General features: G+C 67.4%; 20 protein-coding genes. 11 read left to right on the top strand and 9 right to left on the bottom strand.

What is annotated here, in order from left to right:
• Positions 1–63 precede the first annotated feature (63 nt).
• On the top strand, positions 64–420 hold the full coding sequence (locus HUA78_RS36390) for a hypothetical protein (RefSeq protein ID WP_371745747.1): 357 nt from the start codon (positions 64–66) through the stop codon (positions 418–420).
• Positions 421–469: 49 nt separating this feature from the next.
• Here the strand turns inward: HUA78_RS36390 and HUA78_RS36385 are convergent, their stop codons facing one another.
• Positions 470–2,104 (bottom strand): endonuclease/exonuclease/phosphatase family protein, encoded by a 1,635-nt coding sequence (locus HUA78_RS36385; RefSeq protein WP_174478304.1) that lies wholly within the window; start codon positions 2,102–2,104, stop codon positions 470–472.
• A gap of 215 nt (positions 2,105–2,319) precedes the next feature.
• Between HUA78_RS36385 and HUA78_RS36380 the strand changes: the two genes are divergently transcribed.
• The 7 genes from HUA78_RS36380 (at position 2,320) to HUA78_RS36350 (ending at position 11,172) form a co-directional block, all read left to right on the top strand.
• Complete coding sequence (locus HUA78_RS36380; RefSeq protein ID WP_174478303.1) at positions 2,320–3,033, top strand: Mut7-C RNAse domain-containing protein; 714 nt, start codon at positions 2,320–2,322, stop codon at positions 3,031–3,033.
• Positions 3,034–3,266: 233 nt separating this feature from the next.
• Complete coding sequence (locus HUA78_RS36375) at positions 3,267–3,995, top strand: hypothetical protein (RefSeq protein WP_174460115.1); 729 nt, start codon at positions 3,267–3,269, stop codon at positions 3,993–3,995.
• Positions 3,996–4,024: 29 nt separating this feature from the next.
• Complete coding sequence (locus HUA78_RS36370) at positions 4,025–4,504, top strand: cytochrome c family protein (RefSeq protein WP_174478302.1); 480 nt, start codon at positions 4,025–4,027, stop codon at positions 4,502–4,504.
• On the top strand, positions 4,504–8,781 hold the full coding sequence (locus tag HUA78_RS36365; protein ID WP_174460117.1) for a DUF4114 domain-containing protein: 4,278 nt from the start codon (positions 4,504–4,506) through the stop codon (positions 8,779–8,781). The genes HUA78_RS36370 and HUA78_RS36365 overlap by 1 nt, the downstream gene beginning before the upstream one ends.
• Positions 8,778–9,308: a prepilin-type N-terminal cleavage/methylation domain-containing protein gene (locus tag HUA78_RS36360; protein ID WP_174457047.1), complete on the top strand. Its 531-nt coding sequence runs from the start codon at positions 8,778–8,780 to the stop codon at positions 9,306–9,308. The genes HUA78_RS36365 and HUA78_RS36360 overlap by 4 nt, the downstream gene beginning before the upstream one ends.
• Complete coding sequence (locus HUA78_RS36355) at positions 9,305–10,501, top strand: prepilin-type N-terminal cleavage/methylation domain-containing protein (protein WP_174457048.1); 1,197 nt, start codon at positions 9,305–9,307, stop codon at positions 10,499–10,501. The genes HUA78_RS36360 and HUA78_RS36355 overlap by 4 nt, the downstream gene beginning before the upstream one ends.
• A 2-nt stretch (positions 10,502–10,503) precedes the next feature.
• The gene (locus tag HUA78_RS36350; RefSeq protein ID WP_174460119.1) at positions 10,504–11,172 is read left to right on the top strand and encodes a Tfp pilus assembly protein FimT/FimU; all 669 of its coding nucleotides are present in this window, start codon (positions 10,504–10,506) and stop codon (positions 11,170–11,172) included.
• A 197-nt stretch (positions 11,173–11,369) separates the two neighbouring features.
• On the opposite strand, the gene ileS is transcribed toward HUA78_RS36350, so the two are convergent.
• The 7 genes from ileS to HUA78_RS36315 all read right to left on the bottom strand — a co-directional run bounded on the left by ileS (position 11,370) and on the right by HUA78_RS36315 (position 20,366).
• On the bottom strand, positions 11,370–14,270 hold the full coding sequence (ileS, locus tag HUA78_RS36345; RefSeq protein ID WP_174457050.1) for an isoleucine--tRNA ligase: 2,901 nt from the start codon (positions 14,268–14,270) through the stop codon (positions 11,370–11,372).
• Between the two features lie 35 nt (positions 14,271–14,305).
• The gene (locus HUA78_RS36340; protein ID WP_174478301.1) at positions 14,306–14,998 is read right to left on the bottom strand and encodes a hypothetical protein; all 693 of its coding nucleotides are present in this window, start codon (positions 14,996–14,998) and stop codon (positions 14,306–14,308) included.
• Positions 14,999–15,310: a hypothetical protein gene (locus HUA78_RS36335; protein ID WP_174478300.1), complete on the bottom strand. Its 312-nt coding sequence runs from the start codon at positions 15,308–15,310 to the stop codon at positions 14,999–15,001.
• Position 15,311: 1 nt separating this feature from the next.
• A complete protein-coding gene (locus tag HUA78_RS36330) occupies positions 15,312–16,340 on the bottom strand; it encodes a pilus assembly protein (protein WP_174478299.1) in 1,029 nt (342 codons plus the stop codon).
• The gene (locus HUA78_RS36325; protein ID WP_174478298.1) at positions 16,340–17,995 is read right to left on the bottom strand and encodes a TadE/TadG family type IV pilus assembly protein; all 1,656 of its coding nucleotides are present in this window, start codon (positions 17,993–17,995) and stop codon (positions 16,340–16,342) included. The genes HUA78_RS36330 and HUA78_RS36325 overlap by 1 nt, the downstream gene beginning before the upstream one ends.
• Positions 17,992–18,729, bottom strand: coding sequence for a TadE/TadG family type IV pilus assembly protein (locus HUA78_RS36320; protein ID WP_246137289.1), 738 nt, complete (start codon positions 18,727–18,729; stop codon positions 17,992–17,994). Before HUA78_RS36320 ends, HUA78_RS36325 begins: the two co-directional genes overlap by 4 nt.
• 203 nt (positions 18,730–18,932) lie before the next feature.
• Entirely contained in the window at positions 18,933–20,366 is a 1,434-nt protein-coding gene (locus HUA78_RS36315; protein WP_174457055.1) for a sigma 54-interacting transcriptional regulator, read from the bottom strand.
• Between the two features lie 78 nt (positions 20,367–20,444).
• On the opposite strand from HUA78_RS36315, the gene HUA78_RS36310 reads away from it, so the two are divergent.
• On the top strand, positions 20,445–21,446 hold the full coding sequence (locus HUA78_RS36310) for a RimK family alpha-L-glutamate ligase (RefSeq protein ID WP_141644035.1): 1,002 nt from the start codon (positions 20,445–20,447) through the stop codon (positions 21,444–21,446).
• Positions 21,447–21,608: 162 nt separating this feature from the next.
• A complete protein-coding gene (locus HUA78_RS36305) occupies positions 21,609–22,280 on the top strand; it encodes a DsbA family protein (RefSeq protein WP_174478297.1) in 672 nt (223 codons plus the stop codon).
• Positions 22,281–22,336: 56 nt separating this feature from the next.
• On the opposite strand, the gene HUA78_RS36300 is transcribed toward HUA78_RS36305, so the two are convergent.
• The gene (locus HUA78_RS36300; RefSeq protein WP_174478296.1) at positions 22,337–23,320 is read right to left on the bottom strand and encodes a hypothetical protein; all 984 of its coding nucleotides are present in this window, start codon (positions 23,318–23,320) and stop codon (positions 22,337–22,339) included.
• Positions 23,321–23,551: 231 nt separating this feature from the next.
• Between HUA78_RS36300 and HUA78_RS36295 the strand changes: the two genes are divergently transcribed.
• Positions 23,552–24,392 (top strand): hypothetical protein (locus HUA78_RS36295; RefSeq protein ID WP_174478295.1); only part of this gene is annotated, 841 nt, incomplete at its 3' end.

Here is a 24,392-nt window from a genome sequence, read left to right as displayed (position 1 = left end):
CTCTGTCTCCCTGCCAGCGCTTCTTTGGGGCATGGTGGAGATATGTCGCCTGTTGAGCCCGACGTGAATCCTTCAGTCTCCGACACGCCCCCACCCGCCCCGACCCAGACGGCGAAGCCCGAGAAGCCGACGCTGATGGGGCGCTTCAAGACGCTGATGCTGGAGTACGGCCCGCTGGCGCTGGTGACGAACTACGCCATCTTCGGCCTGGTGCTGGTGGGCTTCTACTTCGCCATCAAGCTGGGCTTCCAGCCGTCGAGCGCTGGCGAGCAGGCGGGCTCGTGGGCGGCGGCCTACGCGGCCTCGCAGGTGGTGAAGCCCTTGCGACTGGCGGCGGTGTTCGTGCTCACGCCGCTCATCGCGCGCATTCCACCGGTGGCGCGCTTCATCGAGCGCAACAAGCACAAGTGGAGCTTCTGAGCGCACGCGGCGACCCGAGCCTGGGCCGCCGCGCGCGAACGTCACCGACTCAGAAGGCGGGGACGCGGAAGTCCTTGATGATGCCCATGTGCTGCATGCCGGAGGCGGCGCTGTCTCCGGCCTGCACCGGCGCGATTTCCGACAGCGGCGTGTAGACGCGGCTGTCGAGCACCAGTCCACCCGGGAAGGTGCTGGAGCCGATGACGGTGGACTGGCGGTACTGGTTCAGGTCCGCGTCCACCAGGACGTGGTCATACGGCTTGCCCCGGCTGAAGTTGGTGTTGACGTTGCCGTTCTTGTCGGCCGGATACGGCGCGGTGGTGACGACCACGTCATCGAACGTGGAGAAGCAGGACTCCGAGCGGCTGTCGGTGTTGAGGTCGCCACCGATGACCAGATAGTCGCTCTCCGGGATTTGCGCCCGGATGTAGTTGACGATGAGGTTCGCCTCGTTGTTGCGAGCGCCCGAGCCCGAGGTGAGCAGGTGCACGCTCACCGCCCAGAGGTCCTTGGGACCGGGGATGTCGATGCGCGCCCACGCGAAGTCACGGTTGGAGACCTGCGTGTCGTTCCACTCACCCGACTGGATGATGGGCCAGCGGCTGATGATGCCGTTGGGGATCTGCGCGCCTTCCTCCCGGTAGTAATGGAAGCCGCTGCCCACCGCGTTCACCAGCGAGCTGATGTCCGCCACGGAGTCGGTCTGGTAGTTGAACTCCTGGATGAGCACCACGTCGGGGTCCACGCCCTGCATCAGGCGGATGCCGTGGCCCGGGTCGTAGTCCTGCCCGTTCCCGCTGGAGATGTTCGCCGCCATGATGCGGATGTTCGTGTAGCTCCCCGTCCCCGTGCCAGCGTCGGTGCTCGTGCCCGCGTCGGTGCTCGTGCCAGCGTCGGTGCCAGGACCCGGACCGGCGTCGATATCGGTGCCCGCATCGATCTCAGTGCCGGCGTCAATCTCGGTGCCCGCGTCGATCTCAGTGCCGGCGTCGATCTCAGTGCCGGCGTCGATCTCAGGACCCGCGTCGGTCCCAGGACCCGGACCTGCGTCAATCTCAGTACCAGCGTCAATCTCAGTGCCCGCGTCGACCACCGTGCCCGCGTCAATCTCGGTGCCCGCGTCGACCACCGTGCCGGGACCCGCGTCAATCTCAGTGCCCGCGTCGACCACCGTGCCGGGACCCGCGTCAATCTCAGTGCCCGCGTCGACCACCGTGCCAGGACCCGCGTCGACCTCGACGTCGCCACCATCCAGCGTGGACCCACCACCGTCGTCGGCCGACGAGCCGCCGTCTGTCTCCTCTCCACCGTCTCCGCCATCCCCCACGCCCGCGTCATCCCCCGCATCCGGGGTCGCTTCGCAGACCTCGCTGGGCAGACAGAAGGTCGTCTCGCCGCCGTCGCGCTCCTCGCCCGTGGGGCAGCACGCCGCCTCCTCCTGACCACACACGGACTGCGGTCCACACGGGCGCACGCAGATGGCTCGGTCATAGAACGGGACGTAGCGGCACTCCTCGCCCTCGCCACAGGCACTCGCCCCTCGCTGCGGATCACACTGAACCCACAGCACCCCGCCATCCTCGAGGGGCAGCGGCGTCTTCGGTGGATCCGAGTCACCACAGGCCAGAGCGAGAATCGTGAGCGAAACCGCCGCACACGCGAGGTAGGAAAAAGTCTTCTTCATGCGCTCGGGCCTGCTTCCATGATGACGATTCAAGGGGTGTCGACCGCCAGCACCGGCATGCGGACGGGCGCGGGAGTATAGGAGACGACCCGGGCGTCAGTCCTGCGACTTACCGCCAAATCGTACATTTACAGCGGTGAAAATCAGGTGACGAACCTCTCCCAATCCTCTCGGCCGAGACGTCGGGACCGTCGCGGCGGAATCAAGAGCACCCGGTGGTGACTGTTCGACTCCATGGCCGACTGAAGGACTTCCTCTCGCCGGAGAAGCGCGCGCAGGAGACGCTGCAGGTGACGCCCTTGGGCTCGCCCTCGGTCAAGGACCTCATCGAGTCACTCGGACCGCCTCATCCCGAAGTGGACGGGGTGCGCGTCAACGCAGAGCCCGTGGGCTTCGCGCATCGGGTGGCGCCGGGCTCGTTCGTGGAGGTGTGGCCGGCCCTCCAGCCCGTGGAAGGAATGCCCCGCTTCGTCCTCGACGTGGGCCTGGGCCGGCTGTCCGGCTTCCTTCGGATGCTCGGCTTCGACACCCTGTGGCGCAACGACTCCGCGGACGACGAGCTCGCGCGGATTTCGAGCACCGAGCACCGCGTCGTGCTGACCCGCGACATCGGCGTGCTCAAGCGAGGTGAAGTCGTGCTCGGCTACTTCCCTCGCGCGGCGGACCCCGTGGACCAGTTGGTGGAGGTGGTGCGTCGCTATGGGCTTGGAGCCCGGATGAAACCGTTCTCCCGGTGCATCGCCTGCAACGCAAACCTGAGTCCCGCCGAACCTCACGAGGTGACGGGCCGTGTGCCCGAAGGTGTCGCGGAACGTCACTCGCACTTCCAGCAATGTCCCGACTGCCGCCGGGTTTTCTGGGCCGGCTCGCACCAGGAGCGCATGCAGGCCCTGGTGGACCGTCTGCGCGCACTGGAATCCGAGCGCTGATCCACGCCCAGGCCACCACACGCCTGGGAACTCCCGCAGTGAAGCCCGCACCTCGCAAAAACATGTGCCCTCGCACTTTTTGCGAGGTCGCTAATGACCCAAAACTCCTGGTGAAAAACCCTTACCACAAGGATTTCAGTGGGTTGCGGGCTTCCCGCCACGGGCACGTGAGTTGCTGAGTTAGCGACACTTCCGTCGCTTTCCCCCAAGCGGCGCGCACAGGAGTCCGTGAGATGGCGCACCGAAACCTACCCCGAAGCCGAGCGAGCGGAGGATTCACCCTGCTTGTCGCGCTTGGCGTCGTCGTGGTGGTGACGATGGCGGTGATGCTGAGCTACCGGGTGGTGGGCCGCGAGGCGGACACGCAGGCGGATGCGCGCCGGCAGAAGGAGGCGTTCTTCGCGGCGGAGGCGGGGCTGGCGGAGGGTCGCGAGGCCATGCGCCTGCGTACGCCCATCACCGACGAGACCTACAACCAGGTCTTCACCAACCTCCAGAACGCCAACGCCATCGTCGCGGAGCTGGGGTTGGCCGGTGCCAATCCGCCGTGGATGGAGCTGCTTCCCGCCAGCGCCGGAGACCCCTGGAACTACCTGCGCCTCACGCCGAACGACATGCCGGCCGCCGAGAAGGCCAGCGCTGATGGCGAGGTCTACGTCGACTACCCGGAGCAGAACAACGTCCGCTACCGCGTCTTCGTGCGCGACGATGTCGACGACGGCAACCCCCTGACAGACGTGAATGGTCAAGTCTGGGTGGCCGCCGTGGGCGAGGTGCTGAGCCGGGAGGGACGCCCCACGCGGTCCGTCGTCCAGGCCCTGATTCGCAACCAGGCGCCCCCCATCATCGTGTCTCCTGGATGTCCCCAAGGCGGCTGCGGCGCCGACAACACGCACAGCCCCTCGCAGAGTGGCGGGGGCACCGCCCCTGACATCACCATCGAACTGCCCCCCAATCCCTGAACATTTCTCGCTGTCTTGCGAGTCCGCCCATGAAACGACTCCCGCTTCTCGCGCTCCTGCTGCTTCCTGGACTCGCTGCGGCGAATCCCGAAGGCCAGAGTGCTTTCAACAATACCTGCTCAAGCTGTCACATCCTCACACCGCAGCCCTCGAAGCGTGCGTTGAAGGCACAGAAGGCGGGCCACGCGCGCGTCACGACACCCGCGCGGTCTCCGTTGGAGCGCCGGGTCGAGATTGGCAAGCTCGTGAAGGAGCGCTCCAGCGCGGAGCTCCGCACCTGGATTACCGCGCCCAGCGAGGTCAACAAGGAGACCCGTTGTGACACGCGCGGGATGAATCCGACCGACCTGGACGCGTTGGTGGCCTACTTGAAGACCAGCTCGCGGCCGCCCCCGCTGTCGCGCGATGACCAGCTTCGCCAGCAACTCCAGAATGACCTCGCCGCCCGCCGCGCGAAGCAGCGGCTCGAGGCGCGTGAGTCCTCCCGTCCTGAACAGGGGAAGAAGTGATGAGAATCCTGACCCGTGCCCTTGCCGTGCTCAGCCTGCTGGCGGCCCCGCTCGCACCGGCCCAGAACGCCACGAACCTCTGTGAGGACCACCTGGCGGTGGACAAGCAGCAGACGTTCAGCGGCACGATGGAGCGCGACCCCGGCGAACCGAACGCGACCATCAACGTCGTACCGGGACGAGGGGCGCCTGAAACTAACGCCACCAACCTCCAGCTCATCCCCCCGGAGCCCCTCAACCCGGAGAAGATCTTCTTCCCGTACGACCAGCGCGTCACCATCAGCTACGTGTTCGAGTCCGCCGGCGCCTCCCACGCGCTGGGCTACATGTTCCTGGATGACGCGATTGATGCTGATTACGTGGACGAGGATTCCGGAGCGCTGCTCGACCTCAACGCCAACGGCATCTACGACCTCCACGAGGACCTGTTCAACATGGCGCCCACCTCGGGCCCCAAGATGCGTCCTTACGTTGGCAAGGCAGGCACTCGCCGCTGCAACAAGCCCTTTACCTCCGGCGGGATGAACTACACCGAACCGGAACTCGCCATGAAGGACGACTGTGCCATCACCTTGGAGCGGCGCCTAGGGGAAACCGGCCCCCGAGCAGGACTCGCGGATGCCCGCCCCGGCCGGGGGTCCACCCATATCGATACAGACCTCGTGGGTGTCGCCAAGGGCGCCGGGAACGTCGTGGGGGCGGGCTTCTCCGACGGGGGTCTGTTTGCCCGCATCCCCAACCTGCTGGAGCCCAAGGACCCGGAGAACGGCGGCAAGGGCATCGGCCAGATGGTCTTCCTGCTCGCGGACGATGATAGCGACAAAGACGCCTACCGCGCACTCCCTCCTATCGCCGACATCTCCGACTCCTTCAACGGTATCCCTGACTACAATGTCTCCAACTACGATAACCGGGGCATCCTGTTGGACCCGGGCAGCCGGGACAATGTCATCGACATCCGGGACCGCACCGTGGACCTGGGCCCCATCCCGGGTGGCAAGGAAATCGTCTTCTTCCTCATCGTCTACTACGATTCCAACCATGGGCCGAACGAGGGCACCGTCTATCCCTGCCTGAAGCAAGACAGTGACGGGAAGTGCCTGCTGCACATCCGCTCCCCCATCTCCGTGTTCTTCTCCAAGTCGGCGTGGAACATGGACCAGAACTCCACGGACAATCCCTCGGTGGCCGAGCGCAACATCGGCTGCGAGTACGTGGATTCCTGCAATGCCGACGACCAGACCAGCATGGCCGCTGACTGCATGCTGCAGGACAACTCGAAGAAGATGTGTGGTTGGTTGGATGACGACACGCTGGACCGCCTGGCTTCAGAGGCGACGTACGGCCAGTTGGTCATGCCCAAGGAGCCGGTGTCGATTCCTCGCCCCGTGGGCAACCGCAATCCCATGCCCCACGTCATCGTGGGAGCGCCGTCCACCGACCCCTTCCGATGGATTCTGGGCTTCGAGGACCTTCCCGGCGGCGGTGACCGCGACTTCAACGACGTGGTGTTCGTCATCAACAAGAAGAATGGCGGCACCGAGCGCTCGGCGAGCCTCTCCGGGGACATCGACCTGAGCGATGCGGCGGATTTCGTCATCACCAAGGTGCGTTTCGGGCGCTATGACGACGCGGCGCCCTACCCGAACTACCCGGCCAGGTGCTCCACTCCCCCGTGTTGGACGGAGACCACCCCGGGAGCCTGCAAGCTGCCTGGCCGCCAGCCGCCCACCATCGAGTACTCGGTGGCGGTGGATTGCCACAACGTGGTCTTCGAGAACGGCGCATGGGTTCGCAAGCCGAACTTGAACAGGCAATGGATACCGGTGCGCTTCCCGGCCGACTCCCCCAACTCGACGGAGCTCGACCTACTGGATATGGGATTCACCGGCTCGCAGTTGTGCTGGAAGGTGGAAATCACCAGCCCTGATGACCGGTGTGTCCCTGTCGTCGACAACGTCAACGTGGGCTATCAGGCCGTCAGGGCGGGAGCGTACTCGCGCTCCTCACCCTCCACCGTGGGCAACGTCATGCTCTGGGGCGTGAACGAGACCCCCGGAAGCGCCTGGGGCAAGTCCTGGCCCGGCATCGGGCAACCCGAGGCCAGCACGCGCCTCTACGACGACCGCAAGGATTACTCGCTGCGCGGCCGGCTGTACCTCGCCTCGCGCTATGACCCGGAGAACCCCACCGTCGCCAACTTCATGGAGCGCTGGGATGCGGGCAGGGTCATGGCCATGAGCCTCCGGGGCGCCGCCAATCCGCTCGACCGCAAGCTCTACACGCAGGCCGCGGATGACAGCCGTGCCACGCTCGAAGACGACATGACCGGCGACGACGCGGCCGACAGCGTCCTCTTCCCCGACTCGCTCTGCAACGAGCAGGTCGCTGGCAAGTACCTCTACGACATCAACAACGACGGCCGGTGTGGCACCCCGACCATCGAGTCGCCGGCGATCAAGCACATCCCGGAAGACTTCAACGACCGGAACGTCTTCCGCGAGTGGCTGTATGGGTGGGAAGACCACCAGTCGCCGGGTGCCACCAACGTGAAGCGCCCCTGGCCCATGGGCGGCATCAACCTGTCCACGGTGGCCGTGGCCGTCCCGCCCTACCTCGACTCGTGGGCGCAGAACGCGCCGATAGACGAGCGCGACCTCTATCGTCGCAACTTCATGAGGACCCTGGAGCAGCGGCCCACCGTGGCCTACGTGGGGACGATGAATGGCTTCCTGCACGCCTTCGAGTCGGGTGCCTTCCGCGTCGACGCCAATGACACGTGTAGCCCGGGCAAGCTCCAGGCCAATGGCTACTTCAAGCCCTCCGGCGCCGGCTGCGCCCCGCCCATCACCCCGCGCGACTACGGCAACGCCACCGAGAAGTTCGCGTACCTGCCGCGCACGCTGCTCGACCGCTACCGCTACCTCTACGTCAAGTACCAGGGCTCGGCGGAGAAGCCGAAGCCGCAGATGGACGCTTCGCCCACCATCGCCAACGTGGACTTCGGCGGCCTTGGCGCCAAGTGGACGCTCCCCAGCCCCGTACAGGCGACCGACCGCCCCCTGAAGGGCGCCCGGACGGTGCTCGTCTCCGCGACCGGCAAGAGCAGCCCCGCCGTGTTCGCGCTCGACATCACCCGGCCTGACAGCGCCGAGTACCCGATGCCGTTGTGGGAGTTCAATCTGAACGACAACAACATCCTCGGCGCGTTCACGGATGCAGCCGATGACGACGACGACGTTCTGCTGCCAGACAACTCTGGTTCCCGTCACAACCCGTCCGTGGTCCGCATCAAGTGGGGGGACGAGTCGGCGGGCAAGTGGACGGCCATCGTCGGCACGGACTACAAGCCCACGTCGGGCCGCTCCGGCACGATCTACCTGCTCGACATGACGACAGGCAAACCCCTCCGGAAGGGCAACGGCAACCCGGGCAGGTACGCTGGCGTCATCACCCTGGACGAGAACTCGGGCATCGCGGGTGCGACCGCGGCGGTGGACACCAACCGCGACGGCGAATACGACGTCCTGTACGTGCCCACCACGGCGGGAAGCGTGTACCGCATCAACCTGGACTCCGTGGAGACGAGCCGCAAGCTTGGACGCCAGGTCAAGACGTGCAAGATCGCCAGCGCTCCGGTGGCGGCCGCGACCCACCGCGACGCGGCGAACAACCCGGCTGGCACAGAGATCTACCAGCAGATTCACGCCAACCTGGCGATCTCGGTGGTGCGCAGCGGCGCCGCGCCTCGGGTCCGCTTCTACTTTGGCACCAGCGACAGCCCGGACGAGTTCAGCGACGGTCCCCCGAACAAGAACGACTATCAGTACCACCTGATGGCCTTCGAGGACACGGACCCCAGGGGCACCGGGGCTTGTGCCCTGCTCGACCCCCTTTGGGTCTCCCCGCTGGACGCCGGTCAGGCCGTGTGGGGCGGCGTGGCGCTGGGCGGTGACAAGGTTTTCACGACCACCGCCGTGGGCACGACCGCGGACCTCTGCAACCTGAGCGAGGACGAGAGCGGCAAGCTCTATTCGACGTCCCAGACGCCGGATGGCAATGGCAGCGTGGCGCAGACGAGCGTGGCCCTGACGGGCCATGGCATCAGCGCACCGGTGGTCCAGGGCAGCCAGGTCATCGTGCTTCCGTCGGGTGGTCCGGGTCGTGGCACGCCCCAATCGCGTGGCGCCCTTATCCCCCCGGGGGTCAACGCGAATGACTCACGCTCGCGTATGCTCATCTACGACCCCATCCCGGATGGAAGGCTGCCACGATGAAGTCTCCGCGGTTCCATACCTCCAGGGGCGTCACGCTCCTGGAAGTGCTGGCCACCATGGCCGTGATGCTGGTGGGCGTCGCGGCGGTGATGACGCTGGTGACGCAGATCAGCGCGTCCAACCGGCGCACCCTCACCGCCACCCAGGCGCAGTTGCTCGCCGAGCGAAGGCTGGAGACCATCACCGCCATGGGATGCTCACCCGCGCCCAACCCGTGCAGCAACCTGGGGTTCCTGGACAACACGCGCGAGCGTGTATGGCAGACGGCCGCTGGGGACCTGCTGCCCGCGAAGCCCACCAATGGCGCCGTCGCGCGTGAGTACGAGGTGGCGGTGGACCTCGACAGCAACGCCCTCGGGGGCTCCATCGAAAATGGTGCGGCGGGATTTCCACCCGTGAATCGGGACCTCGGCGGGGTGGCCAACAGCCCCGGTAACGTCGTCAATGTCCGCGTCTCGGTGAGCTGGATTGAGCCGGCACGCACGGGACGCCAGGTGGTGGTCCTCCAGACGCGGGTGGCGCCATGAGCGGGTCTCTTCGTCGCAAGAGGGGCTTCACGCTGCTGGAGGTGATGATCTCCAGCGCCATTGGCGTCATCGTGCTCGGAGTGGGCCTGGTGGTGGGCATGCAGATGCAGCGGCGTGCCCTCTTCGAGGAACAGACGATGGTGGCCCAGGTGACGGGGCGGGCGGTGAAGGACCTGCTCACCCTGGACGTGCAGCGGGCTGGTATCGGCATGAGCAATTCGCCCATCCAGTTCGCCGATGGAGACCAACGCTTCGCGATTCAGAGCTGGACCGGGCTGGACATGCGGGTGGCGACAGGGCCCTTCGCGTCGGACCTGGGCTTCTCGCTTCCCACCAACGCGCCCTATACGGACATGGCGTCGGACGTGCTGCAGTTGTTCTGGGGTGACCCTCGCAGCATGATTTCGCTCACGGGCTGTGACGGTGGCATCAGCAGCAATGTCAGGGTGGGAGCGGAGCTGTGCACCACTCCGAACCCGCCCACTGTCCTCAAGCCGGCCGCCGGACCGCCAACCCCCATCCTCGTCGCGAACCCCACCCAAGGTGCCCTGGCCTGTCACTTCAGGCTCACGGATGTTCGCGCAGGGGATGCCCGGGTGGTGGCGAGCCCGGGCCTGGGCATCGCCAACACCAACAACGGTCCCTGTTCCGACCCCCTGGACCCCTTGTGGCAGCGGGCGGGGTGGGTGGCCATGCGCACCGTGAGCGCGGCCTACCGGGTGAACTGGGCGGGAGGCAGCCCCGCGCTGGAGTACATGGCTCCCGGCGCGAACACCTGGGCGGTGGTGAGCCGGGACGTGGAGCAGATGACGGTTCGCTATGGCGTCATCAACTTGAACCTGCCCAACAACGCCTACCGGTGGTTCCCCGCCGTGCCTGGCGGGACAAGCATCGACCAGTGCACGATGAATGGCACCACGGCCTGCACCGTGGACGTGTTGGTCTCGGACGAAACCCCGGTCACGACGAATGAGGAACTGCGTGCGCGCCTGCGCCAGCGGGTGCGCGAGGTGGAAATCACGCTGGTCATCCGGACGCCACGCTCGGACCGGTCGGTGGTGGACCCGGCGACCATCAACGTGCTGGACCAGGACTTCTTCCCGCAGGATGGCTTCAAGCGGCGGACCTATACCCTCCGGGTGACGCCCAGGAACTTCGTATCGGCGGGCCTGCAGCCCGCGGCGGGGATATGAGGATGATGCGCGCACGCGGAATGACGCTGTTGGAGTTGATGATCGCGCTGGCGGTGGTGGGGCTGATGCTGTCCATGGCGTTGATGGGCATCCAGCGGCCCATCGACGGGCAGCGTGAGTCGGCCGCGACGCGGGAGCTGTGGTCCTCCGCGCTGCGGGCGCGTCAGCGCGCCATCGCCACCAACCAGCCGGTGCGCATCGTGGTGGAACCCAACATCACGATGCCGGACGGAATGGTGCGAACGGTGGCTCGCTGGGAGCGGCTGACGTGCGGCAACAACTGGGACAACAACACCTGTCCCCAGATTGCCTGCGTCAACGCCACGTGCCGGACCAACGCGGCCTGCTGCTCCGAGGTAGGGCCCGACGTCATCATCCCGGACACCATGAATGCCGCCTCGGTGCACGGGCTCTGCTACCTGCCAGGCATGGGCCGCGCGGTGCGGCCCGGAAACCTGGGCTGCATGCAGGGTCAGCTCGACAACACGGCGGCGCTCGCCGCCGCGGCCCCGGGCAACCTGCAGCTCAACTTCAACGCGGAGTCGGGCCGCCCTCGCAGCCTGCTCATGGTGGAGCCCCTCACCGGTCTGGCGTCGCTGCTCGACTGCGACTCCAAGCAGGCCGAAAACCTTTCCGTGCCCGCGTGCACCGCGCAGCCACCACCTTACTGAGCACTCCGTCTGGAGGGGAGGCCCTGCGGCTTCACCCGCTGACAGACACGAAGTCCCCATGGGCCCGAGTCTCCTCACGGAACTCGGGCCCGTTTCGTTTCGGGCCCTGGCGGCCCCAGAGCATCGGGAGCGCTGGAGACACGACGGGCTCGCGGCATGGAAGAGCTGCGAGCCCGTGGACCTTCGCGGACGACAGCCTACGCCGCCAGTGCCTCGCGGCACTTGAGGCACACGTCGCCGCCCTGCCCCACCGCTTCCGAGTACGTCCAGCAGCGCGGGCACTTGTGGCCCAGCGCCGGCTTCACCTCGGCCAGCACCTTCACGCCTTCACCGAAGACGCGCGTCACGTCCAACGACGTCGCGTCGATGCCCTCCGCGTCCACCAGCTCCACCTGGCTGGTGATGAAGAGGCCGGGCAGCTCGTCCAGGTGCGCCTTCAGGAACTCCCGCACCGGAGCCGACGCCATCAACAGCACCCGCGCCTCCAGCGACGCGCCAATCCGCTTCTCGCGCCGAGCCGCCTCCAGCACACCCTGCACCGCCTCGCGCAGCGCGAACAGCTTCGCGTAGCGCTCCGCCAGCGCTGGCTCCAACTTCGCGCGCGCCTCTGGGAAGCCCGCCAGGAACACGCTCTCCGTGGCCTTGCCGGGCAGAAAGCCCCACGCCTCCTCGGCGGTGAAGCTCATCACCGGTGACAGGAGCCGCAGCAGCACGGAGGCCACCTCGTGCAGCACCGTCTGCGCACCCCGCCGCGCCTTCCCATCCGTGCGCCACGTGTAGAGGCGGTCCTTCAGGATGTCGAAGTACACCGCCGACAAGTCACCGGCGCAGAAGTCCACCACCGTCGCGTAGACGAGGTGGAACTCGTAGTCCTCATACGCCTGCTTCACGCGCGTGACGACTTCCGACAACCGGCCCAGTGCCCACTGGTCCAGCGGCAGCAGCTCCGCGTACGGCACCGTGTGAAGCGCCGGGTCGAAGTCATACAGGTTGCTCAGCGCGTAGCGCACCGTGTTGCGAATCTTCCGGTAGCCCTCCGACAGGCCCTTGAGAATCTGGTCCGACAGGCGCACGTCGTTGCGGTAGTCGCTCGCCGCCACCCACAGGCGCAGCACCTCCGCGCCGTACTGCTGGATGATCTTCTCCGGCGCCACCACGTTGCCCAGGCTCTTCGACATCTTCTCGCCCTTGCCGTCCACCACGAAGCCGTGCGTGAGGCACGCCTTGTAGGGCGACATGTCGCGAGTCCCCACCGCCACCAGCATGGACGAGTGGAACCAGCCCCGGTGCTGGTCGCTGCCCTCCAGGAAGAGGTCCGCCGGAATCCGCTGACGGCGCTCCAGCACCGCGGAGAACATGCACGCCGAGTCGAACCACACGTCGAGGATGTCCGTCTCGCGGCGGAACTCCCCGTGCCCGCAGCGCGAGCACTTGAAGCCCTCGGGCAGGAAGTCCTTCACCGGCGTGCGGTACCACACGCCCACGCCTTCCTTCTCCACCTGGGCCGCGACCTTCTCCATCAACTCCGGCGACACGAGCGACTCGTCACAGCCCTCGCAGTACGCGATGCAGATGGGCACGCCCCACGTGCGCTGACGGCTGATGGTCCAGTCCGGCCGCGTCTCCAGCATGCCCCGGATGCGGCTGTGCCCCCACGAGGGCACCCACTCCACCTTGTCCACCTCCGCCAGCACCTCCTGACGGAACGTCTTCTCCCCGTGGAACGGCACGTCCATGGGGATGAACCACTGGTACGTCGCGCTCAGGATGATGGGGTTGTGGCAGCGCCAGCAGTGCGGATAGCTGTGCGCCACCGTGTCCTTCGCGTCGTTCAGCAACGCGCCCTTCTCCACCAGGACGGCGATGACGAGCGGGTTCGCCTCGAACACGCGCTTGCCCGTGAGCGCCTCGCCCACCGTGTCGTCGTAGCGGCCGTCCGGGCGCACCGGGTTGTAGATGTCCAACCCGTAGCGCAGGCCGACCTCGTAGTCCTCCTGGCCATGCCCCGGCGCCGTGTGCACCAGGCCCGTACCGGCCTCCAGCGTCACGTGCTCGCCCAGGACGATGCGCCCCCGGCGCGCGTAGAACGGGTGCTGGTACGTCAGGTGCTCCAAATCCTGGCCCTGCGCGTACGCGAGGATGCGCGACGGGTCCACCAGCGCCGCCGCGGACACCTCGCCGCCCGGCAGCTCCACGTGCTTCACCGCCAGTTCGTCCGACTTCACCTCCGCCAGCACCTTGGGCAACAGGTCCTTGGCCACGCAGATGACGCGCGAGCCCAGCTGGTAGAAGACGTACTCCAGCTCCGGATGGACGGCGATGGCCAGGTTGGCCGGCAGCGTCCACGGCGTCGTCGTCCAGATGGCGAAGGCGACGTCCTTGCCCTTCAGCGCGGGCACCCGCTCGGCGATTTCAGGGCCGGCCGCGAAGGCCACGTACACGGACGGGGACTCGTGCTCCTCGTACTCAACTTCCGCCTCCGCCAGCGCCGTCTGGTCATACAGACACCAGTACACGGGCTTCTTGCGGCGGTAGAGCATGCCCCGGCGCGCGAAGACGGCCAGCTCACGGATTTCCTGCGCCTCGTAGGCGAAGTCGAGCGTCTTGTAGGGCGCGTCCCACGAGCCGAACACACCCAGCCGCTGGAACTCCGCCTTCTGGATGTCGATGAACTCCAGCGCGTACGCGCGGCACTGCTCCAGGAAGGCGTCGCGCGACAGGGTGCGCTTGTCCACCTTCTTGTCCTTCAGCCGCTTCTCGACGGCCTGCTCAATCGGCAGGCCATGCGTGTCCCAGCCCGGGATGAAGTCGCACCGGCGGCCCACCTGGTTGCGGTACTTCACCACGATGTCCTTGAGGACCTTGTTGAGCGCGTGGCCCGCGTGGAGGTGGCCGTTGGCGTAGGGCGGGCCGTCTGGCAGCACGAAGGGCTCACCCGCCGCGTTCTTCTCCAGAATCTTTCCCCAGATGCCCCGCTCCGCCCACCAGCCGAGCATCCGTGGCTCGAGCTGCGCCAGGTTCCCCTTCATCGGGAACTCCGTGCGCGGCAGGTTGACCGAGTCCTTGAAGTCCTTGTCCTGGGAGGGCGTGTCGCTCATGTCGACAGCGCCCGTAACACGCTCGGTTCAGCGCTTCAATCACCCGCGGGCTTCGCATCCTCGGGAGAAACGGTGCGCCGCACGATGATGACGGCCAGCCTGCCATCCTTGGCCGGGGTCAGCTTGAGCTGCATCTCGTCCTGGCTGGAGCGATACACCCGGGGCTCGACTTCCTCGAAGCCCGCCTGGGTCAGCTCGTTGCGGTAGAAGACCTCCACGTCCGCCGCCTTCGCGCTCACCGAGTAGACGAGCGTCCGCGCCCCCTCCATGTCCGTCTGCATCATCCCCGCGCCCCCGGGATAGATGGGCGCGACGTTGGACTGCGGACGCGGCCCCTGCGACAGGTCCGCCTGTCCCAGGAACACCGTCGTCGTCCCGTCCGGATTGGGCTGGAGGATGGCCGTGTAGGAGACGAAGGCGCGCGTGTCGATGGCGGTAATCATCGGCTCGCGCAACAACTGCGGCTGACGCGACTCCGGCGGGACATGCAGCCCCCACGACAGGAAGCGGTCCACCAGCGCCTGGAGGATGTCCTCCGGCCGCGCCTTGCTGCGCACCGCGCTGAGCTTCACGGGGACGCCGCTGGAGAGCACCGGCTGCGTCACCTCCACCACGCCCACGACGCCGGGCACCTCCCACTTGAAGGGCGTGCGCTGGGCGGCGGCCTGTCCGGCGGACAGCAGCCCCCACACCAGCAGACCCCAGGCTCCGCTCCTCACGCGCGCCATCTAACGGACCCGTCCGCTCTTGCCCTTGCGGGGCGACTCCAGTCCCTCCGGGTCCACGCAGCGCTCCGCGCACTCGTTGAACTTCTTGTCCTGCTTCTCCTGACAGCGGAGGGCGCAGGCCTGGAAGGGCCCGGGCTTCGTGGGGTCGTCCGAGGGCGAGGGACACCGGTCCATGCACGAGCGCATGGTGGCGTCGGCCTTGGTGGTGCACTCCATGCTGCACTGGTTGCCATCCGCCAACGCCAGCTGAGCCATGAGCACGGCGCCCAGGCCCAGCATCCAGCGCCCACCCGAGAGGGACACGCGCGTCATCTCAATCACAGTCCTTTCCCAGGAAGCAGCCGCCATTGCCGAAGCGCTCCAGGTGAGCCGCGCCATACGGGAACGTGGTGACGCCGATGATGGAGCCCGGCGTCGTGGGCCAGATGCGGGAGATGGGGTCCATGAGGGGGGGAGCCTGGATGAAGTTGACGACGTCCTCACCCGCCGCGCTCATCCAGAAGGTCTTCTCCATCATGCCCAGGCCCACCATGGCGAGCGCCGTGGGAGGCAGCGGGTTCCAGAACAGCGTGGCCTGCGCCAGGTTGCTCGCGGCGGTGGGGATGGGCAGCGTCGTCGGCGCGTAGGTGGACCACACCGCCGCGTGCAGGGGCGCGTTGGTGCAGGGGATGAGCTGGTCCTGCATCAAGATGTTGCAGGTGGCCGACTCCAGCGGGCCCGCGAGCCCCCAGTCGTCCACGAGCATGGAGAAGCGGCCGTTGCAGGTGCCGCCCACCGCGCGGCCCACCGCGCAGACCCGGAGGTTGGTGAGGGAGTTGTCCAGGTTTTGCTTCTGGTAGAGCGCGCCGTCCGAGGGGCCGTCGAGGAACGAGCTGGGAAAGCGCCAGGTGCTCAGCGTGGCCTGGGCGCCGCACGCCGTGCCGCCGTTGTCCCGGTAGACGAGCCGGGTGGGAATCGCGCCCGTCCAGCCCACGCCCACGTCCATGCCGCAGCGCACCTGCATGCCGGTGCCCTGCGTGAATACCTGGGTGATGCGGCCGGCGCCCGGAACGGAGGACAGGCCCTTGAAGTCCGAGTAGCGCGCCTCGGCGTTCGCGGCGGCATCCCGCATGGAGTCCTCCGCGTCGTCATACGAGACGGGGATGGTGTGCATCTCCCCGTGCGTGCCATCCCACAGCGCGGAGACCGCGGCCTCCTGCACCTTCAGCGACAGGAAGCCCACCTCCGCGAAGTGGATGCCGAAGGCGATGATGGTGACGAACAGCGTGGTGCCGATGGCCGCTTCGAGCAGGGCCTGGCCCCGAGCGTTCCGGCGCTGAAGACGAGAGCGGCGCGGTGTCATCACTGAAGCCCCTTGAAGCCCGCGTTGCGCAGCTCCTGGAAGGTCTGCGCCGCGACGGGCGAGCTGATTCCCAACGTCCCGATGGCGTCGCGCACGCCATTGTTGTCGATGTCCGCGCCCACGAGCGTGGCGCGCCAGTACGGATTGAGCAGGTTGGGCGGCTCGCTCCAGTGGTGGAAGCCCAGGCTCTCACCACGATGGTAGTAGGCGATGCCCGTGGACAGCGCCGTCTGCGTGCTGTTGGGCGTGCCATCCGCTAGGTTGAAGCTGGTCGCGTCGTACACGTTGCCCGCGCTCCCGGACTCGAAGCGGTAGCGGAAGGACAGGTCCCACGGGTCCAGCTTGCGCGCCATCAGGTCTCTCTGGACGACGGCGAAGTTCTTCGGCTGGCCGTAGTTGTTGCCCTCGCCGTTGAGCAGCAGCGTGAGGTTGTAGTCCAGGAACGGCGGCCAGATGCCAGGGCATGACGAGGGCCCACCCAGGCAGGGCGCCAGCATGTGATTGAAGGGGCCACCGGCATCCCCACCGCCCGTCCACCTGTGCTCGGGCCGGGGCAGGAAGCCCCCCGACGACACCAGCGACGCCGTGGTCGACTGGGTCCCCGCGACGCTCGCGGGACAGGCGACGGGGTTTCCGCCATGCAGCAGGTGGTTGTACATCCAGCCGATGCGGCCCTGCTCATCTCCCGTGAGCGCGGGAGCATAGGGAGGCAGCAGCGGCATCTTCCGCCCCGGCTTGCCGAAGTACGTCGTCCCGTTGGTGGTGGGCAGCACCGTCACATCGTCCGGAAGCCAGATGACGAAGTCCAGGTTGGCCTGGTGCGCGGTGTAGTCCCCCAGCCGCCACTGGCGGTGGGTGACGAAGTGGAAGCCGCGGCTGCCCATGGCCGCGTTGACGGCGTGCGCGACGGTGAGCGGCAAATCACAGACGGCGCCGTCGTCCGTGCAGGCGATGCCGCCGCTCAGCTCATCGTCGTTGACGCCTCCGATGTCGGGCACCTTCCAGGCGGAGTCCCCCACGAACTTCCCCGGCCCCTCGATGTTGCGCAGAATCCTGTTCGTGAAGTGCTGGCTCCCCAGGGCGTCGCGCAGGTCGCGGTAGTTGTCCTGCTGCGCGACGTAGAACGCTCCCTGCGCGATTTGGTGCGCGAGAATCTGGAGGTTCACCATGAAGTCCATGGACTGGAACACGGCCTCCACGCGCGCCTGCTCGATGCGCAATTGCGTCTGGAGCATCCCCAGGTCGGACACGCCCTGGCGCCCGCAGCGGCACTTCTCCCGACACCACGAGCTCTTCGCGGCGCAGGGACAGCCGGTGGCCATGGCCAGTTGGTAGGGCTTCTTGCCAATGCCGAAGCCCGTGTTGGCCGCGTTGAGCTGCGCGCGGTAGAGGCTGGCCCAGCTCACCAGGCTGGTGGCGCCCGCCTGCGCCACCGCGTGGCCAATCTGCGCGCGGTTCATCACCGCGATGTTGTTGAAGGTGCGCGCGGTGGCCACCGCGTTGGAGTAGGCCGCCGCGTCCGCCACCGTCTGTAGTTCGATGCGCTCACGCACCTTCATGGAGAAGGAGAGCGTCATGGTGACCATGAGCACCATCAACAAGGTGCCCAGCACGAACAGCACCAGCGTCTGACCACGAGACAGGGAGCGCTTCATCGGGGGCAGTCCATGGTGGCGAAGTGGCGCCGCTTGGCGGGCGTCAGCATCCGCATGGTGAAGCTGGTTTCGATGGGGAAGACGTACTCCTCGCGAGCCACCCGCGAGGCCAGCTCGGAGCGGATGTCACCCGCCAGGTTGAGCGGCGTGGAGAACTCCCCCGCGTTCCAGTTGGCGTTGCGCTCCGCGGGCATCAGCGGATTGGCGGCCGTGTAGTCCTGGATGCCCATCTGCGCCATGAACATGCGCGACATCACCCAGTTCGCGAACGGGATGCGCATCGGGTACCAGTAGATGAGCTGCACCTCCAGCCGCCGGAGGTGCCCCGGGTCGTCGAACGCGCGGTCCTGCGGGCCGTCGATACCGCCCCCCACCAGCGCCCGGTTGATCCACACGATGCCGCCGGTGTGCACGCCGTCCAGGCCGCTCCGGTAGCGGTTGTCCCGGCGCGCGCCGAAGGCCGCCGCCAGCTTCGCCGGCGCGCCACCCCCGCCACCATGCCGCACCTCGTCGGTGGCGCTCGACATGCCCAGGAACGAGTGGAACGAGGGCAGCAGCGCGAGGATGGCCGCGTGGGTCATCCGCTCGCACTCGCCATGCGCCACGCTGCCCGCCCGGGTCGCCTGGAACGCCGCGTACTGCGCCAGCACGCGCGCCTGCAACATCAGGAACAACTGCAACGTGCCCAGCAACAGGAACACCACCAGCGGCAGGGTGATTGCCGCCTCCACCATGGCTTGTCCTGACTGGCCAACATTCCTTCGAGGGTAGGAATTCATGGCAGCACGCATGTTCCAGGGATTTACCCCCCAGAAGACATACGTCAACTTGCCCGTCGCAAAGGGGCTGTCTCCCAGTCAGCGCTACAGGCCGGGCAGCGCGTGTGTCGCGTGTGTCACGGGAATCCCCCGGGGCGCGGCGACCCCAGGGGCGTGGATCAGCGTGATTTCATGCCCTTGGTATCGAGCTGATACTTCTTCACCAGCCGCTCGATGGACTTCCTGTGCAGGCCGCTCTCCCGGGCGGCGCGGGAGAGGTTCCCCTCGCAGCGGGTGAGGACGCTGGTGACGTACTCCCGCTCGAAGTTCTCCAGGAGCTGCTCCTTGGCGTCCTTGAAGGACAGGTGCTCGTTGAAGGGCAGCGGCCCCTCGCGGGCCTGCCCCCGCACCCGGGGCGGGAGACTGGCTGGCTGGATTTCTTCGCCCTCGCTGAACGTAAGCACGTGAGACAGCACGTTCATCAGCTCGCGCACGTTGCCTGGCCACGCGTAGGACATCAGCAGGCTCATGGACTCCGCGGAGAAGCGCTTCTTGCCGTGCTTGAGGACGACCTCCGGGTCCGCGAGGGCTTCCTTGAGGATGAGGGGGATGTCGTCGCGGCGCTGGCGCAGCGGCGGGAGCTGAATCGTAATCACCGACAGGCGGAAGTAGAGGTCCTCGCGGAAGTTGCCCGCCTGAATCTCCTTCATCAAATCCCGGTTGGTGGCGGCGATGACGCGGCAGCTCACCTCGATGACGTCGTTGCCGCCCACGCGGCGCACCTCGTGGTTCTCCAGCACGCGCAACAGCTTGGGCTGCAGGTCCAGGCGCAGCTCGCCCAGTTCGTCCAGGAAGATGGTGCCGCCGTGCGCGCGCTCGAAGGCGCCGGGGCGTCCGCTCACCGCGCCGGTGAAGGCGCCCTTCTCGTGGCCGAACAGCTCGCTCTCGATGAGGTTGGGCGGGATGGCGCCGCAGTCGAGCACCTCCATGGGCGACTTGTTGCGACCCGACAGCTCATGGATGGCGCGCGCCACCAGCTCCTTGCCGGTGCCCGTCTCGCCCTGGATGATGACGGAGACATCGAGCGGGGCGATCTTCTTGATGAGCCCGAATATCTGGCGCATCTTCATGCTCTGGCCGACCATGCCGCACAGCTCGCCGTCGCGGTCCGGCTCGATGGTGACTTCCTCATCCAGCGGCGCGAAGGTCAGCACGGACGAGCCCGCGCGAATCTGCGAGCCCGGTGAGAGATAGGCCCGCTCGATTCTGCGGCCGTCCAGGAACGTGCCGTTGGTGGAGCCCAGGTCCACCAGCAGATAGCCGCGCTCGGTGAACTGGATTTCGAAGTGGTGGCGGCTGGCGGTGCGGTCCTCCACGAGCACCAGGTCATTGCCCGGGTGCGCGCCGCAGCGCAGGCGTTCCTTGTCGCTGACGACGGAGCGTCCGGTGTCCGGCCCGGAGGCCACGGCCAGCCGACACTTGTGGAGCTTCACCGTGGTACGCGGGTCCACCACGAGCGTCTCTCCCAGCAACGGAGAGTGGGCAAGGTCTAACCCGGCGGCATCTCCGGGGCTGGTGTGGATGTCGTCGGGATGCGGATCTGTCGCGCTCATCTGTGTTCGAGGATAGCAAACACGAACCACGTCACCCGCCCCGTCCGGCGGTACATGGTACGCTCGGGTGCTCCGCCCATGTCTCCCCGAAAAATCCAGCAGAAGAAGGCCCCGGCCACGCCTGGGTCCCCGGCACCCGAGCGCCCCGCGCCGCGTCGTTCACGCGTGAAGAAGACGGTGGCCATCCTGTCCCGGAAGCGCTCGCTCTATTCGACACGCCGGCTGGTGTCCGCCATTCGGGAGCGGGGCCACCGGCCGCTGGTGTTGGACACTCTGCGTTGCTGCCTGCTGCTCGCGCAAGGCGCACCGCGCATGACGTACCGCGGTGTGGAGATGAAGGGCGTGGACGTCGTCGTGCCGCGCATCGGCGCGTCCATCACCGCCTATGGGCTGGCGGTGGTGAACCACTTCGAGATGATGGGTGTTCCGGTACTCAACCCTCCGTCGTCCATCGCACGCAGCCGCGACAAGCTGCGCGCGCTCCAGTTCCTGTCGCGTTCCGGACTGGACATCCCGCGCACGGTGATGGCGCATGACCGCAGCAACGTGCGCCGGCTGGTGGAAGAGGTGGGCGGGCTGCCCGTCATCATCAAGCTCATCAAGGGCACGCAGGGCGTGGGGGTGATGATCGCTCACACGCTGCCGGAGGTGCAGACCATCCTGGATACGTTCTGGGACCTGGGTCAGGAAATCGTGCTCCAGGAGTTCGTCGCGGAGAGCGAGGGCCGGGACGTGCGCGCGCTCGTGGTGGGAAGTCGGGTGGTGGGCGCGATGCGTCGCAAGGCGAAGAAGGGCGAGTTCCGCTCCAACATCCACCGCGGCGGTGAAGGGCAGGCAATCGAGCTTCCTCCCGCGTACATGGAAGCCGCTGTGCGGGCCGCGAACATCATCGGCCTGGAGGTCGCCGGCGTGGACATGCTGGAGGGCCACGCGGGACCCCGGTTGATGGAGATCAACTCCAGCCCTGGCTTCGAGGGACTGGAGGGCGCCACGGGACGGGACATCGCGGGAGAAATCATCGACCACGCGCTGGCTTACGCCGGGTCGAAGTCGGGCGGTCCGCAGGCCTTTGGAGAGTAGGCACGGAGGGCCGTGGAGGTTGCTCGCATGCCCTGAAGCAAGCGAGCAGCCTGGGCCACAGCTACCTCGCATGCTCCTCAGGAACACAGGAATGCATTCAGCGGCCGAGTGTCATGGGGAGTTGGCAGCAGCGCGGCGTGGCCTCTAATCTGGCGGCCCCCCATGAAAACGCTGCACAAGCCGCTGCAGATCACCGTGTACCAGGATGTGTTGTGCTCCTGGTGCTATCTCGCCGAGCTGCGCCTGGACGTCTTGCGCCAGGAGTTGGGCGAAGCCGTCCGCTGGAGCGTGAGGCCTTATCCGCTTCGCGTGCACGATGTGCTTCCCACGGAGCGCGAGAAGCGCGGCCTCGTGGAAGAAGTGCAGCGCGCGCAACGCGAGTCGGACCAGACCGCTCCGCTGTTGTCCACGGACCTGTGGCTGGGTGGAGACCCACCGCGCAGCAGCGTGCCGGCACTGGCGGCGCTCGAGGCCGCGCGACTCCAGGGACCGCAGGCGCGCGCCTTCCTCGCGCGGGCCATGCAGCGCGCCGCGTTGGAGCAGGGCGTCAACGTGTCGCGCCCGGACGTGGTGTTCGAGCTGGCGTCGCGCGTGGGCCTGGCGATGAACGAGTTCTCCGCCGCGTTCCGCTCCGAGGAGACGCGCCGGCTCATCCTGGATGAGCACCGCGACGCGACGGGCCGCGGCGTGCGCGGCGTGCCCACGCTCGTCATCGGCGGGCGGTGGATGCTGTGCGGTCTGCGCGAGCTGACCGAGTACCGCGAGCACATCCTGGCCTGCATGGGCCGGGTGGCCACGCCCCGCTCGGGTTCCTCCGAGCGGCTGGTGCACTGACGCACGTCCCGCACCGGGGCCCGCATCCCTTCGCGGGCCCCGATGAGCGACCGACGTCAGACTTCTTCCGCGCCCTTGCTGAGCGACAGGTAGAGGCCGGCGAGCAGCAGTTGGAAGAAGGCCAGGGCGGGGATGCCCGGCAGACAGCACAGGAAGATGCCCACGATGAAGATGACGGCGCCGATGAACATGGTGCCGAGCATGCCCAGGCGCTGCCCCTGAGCGGCGGCGAAGCAGCGCTTCAGCGTCTCCACGGGGCCCGGGTTCTCCGCATCCACGAGCGCCGGCTGCATGAGCACCAGCGGCATGACGAGCCAGAGCCCCGGGAAGATGTAGAGCCCGATGCCCACCACGAACATCACCACGTACACATGCGTGGGCGCGTTCGACATCGCCGCTTCGACCGCCGCCGCCGAGTTCCCCACGTCGAGCGGTATCCCCGTCATCCCGAGGAACACCGCGAGCGCGGCGCCGAAGCAGAGGATGATGACGGGGAGCATCACCGCGAACGACAGCAGCAGGGTGAGCAGGTAGGGCACCAGCTTGGAGAACTGCGAGAACATCCTCCCCAGGTCGGCGCGCTGGCCCTGGAGCACGTCCAGGCACATGCGGGTGATGCCGAGGGTGCCCATGCCCTGGATGACCCACGACACCACGGTGCCCACGATGACCATCAGCACGGTGACGGTGGTGCTGCCCGACAGCCCGCCGATGAAGGACAGAATCTGGGAGACGAAGCTGCCCACCATCGCGGCCGCGAAGAAGAGGATGGCGCCCACGCTGAGCATCACCCACTCGCGCTTGAACCGCTCCCAGCACACCTCCAGCAGCCCGCCAATGGACCAGTTGTGGCGGTCCAACGGGAAGGCCTGACCCAGGCCCTCGCGCTCACGACAGGTGGGACAGTGCACCTGCGTGCCGCCCTCGCTGCACGCGTCGCACATGAAGTTGCCGCAGCGCGTACAGGTCCGCTGCGCGAGGTGATCCGGGTGCAACGGGCACATCGCCCCCCTGCCCCGACCAAAATCCGATTCCGACATGGGTGCCCTTCTCCTCGCGCGACGGGTCCAGAAAGCCCCGGCGCTCGCATCGCGCTCACACCGCACCTACACCAGCCGGCACGGTGTTCACCAGGGCACACCCCCGGTTAAAGAGGGAGCAGGCGGGCAAGAAGGAGTCCGGCGTGAATTTCCTCCCGGGCCGCCCGTCTTCAGCCCGTGGTCGCGAAGAGGGACTGGCTGGAAGTGCCCTTCGCACGGGAGACTCGTCACATGCGCCGACTGCTCGCACTCGCCATCCCTCTTGCCCTGATGATGGGGACGGGCTGCTACGCCCACTATCACGGCCCCGCCGCCCGCCGCCCCGTGGTGGCGGTGGTGGACTACCGGTTCTCGGGCGACCACCCCATTCCGGACCACGACGGTGGCGGCTGGTGCCCGTACGACCACGTCCACACGCACGGCTACCGCCCGGCCGAGACGCACTACGTCTACACAGACGACGTCTACTACTACCAAGGGCCGACGATGGTCTGGTACTGGGACTTCCACCTGGATCCGCTCGGGGCGTCGTGCGGCCTGCACGGGCGTCACTCGCACGACTACTACCCGAACGCGGGCCGGGCGTACCGCTGGGAGCGCAACCGCGGCTACGTGTATGACCGGACCCACGCCGCCTCCGCGGGTTACGGCTACAGCCGGGCCAGGTCGCGCCCCGCTTCTCGCGGCTCCGTGTCTCGCAACGACGACCGTCCCTCGAACCGGCCTCCTCCCTCCGGCACCGGCTGGGGCACCCAGCCTCCTCGCGGCGGCTCCCGATACGACGGGGACAACAACGGCGGCGGCTGGGGCGGCGGGAACAACTCGGGCGGCAACAACGGCGGTGGTTACGGCCGGGGCAACAGCGGGCGGGACAGGGATGATGACCGCGGCGGCTCGCGTCCCGGGCGCGGCCAGGGGCGAGACCGCGATGACGACAACAACGGCGGTGGCTGGGGCAGCTCCGGCGGCGGCAACAACGGCGGCTACGGCAACAACGGCGGGACGCCTCCGGGCGGCAGTGGCTCCAGCGGTGGCAGCTCCGGTGGTGGCTACGGCAACAGCGGCGGTGGCA

This window comes from Myxococcus sp. CA033 (assembly GCF_013336625.1).
Taxonomy (GTDB): Bacteria; Myxococcota; Myxococcia; order Myxococcales; family Myxococcaceae; genus Myxococcus; species Myxococcus llanfairpwllgwyngyllgogerychwyrndrobwllllantysiliogogogochensis.
Note: the sequence above shows the minus strand (reverse complement) of the source record. Positions and strands in the feature narration are given on the sequence as shown.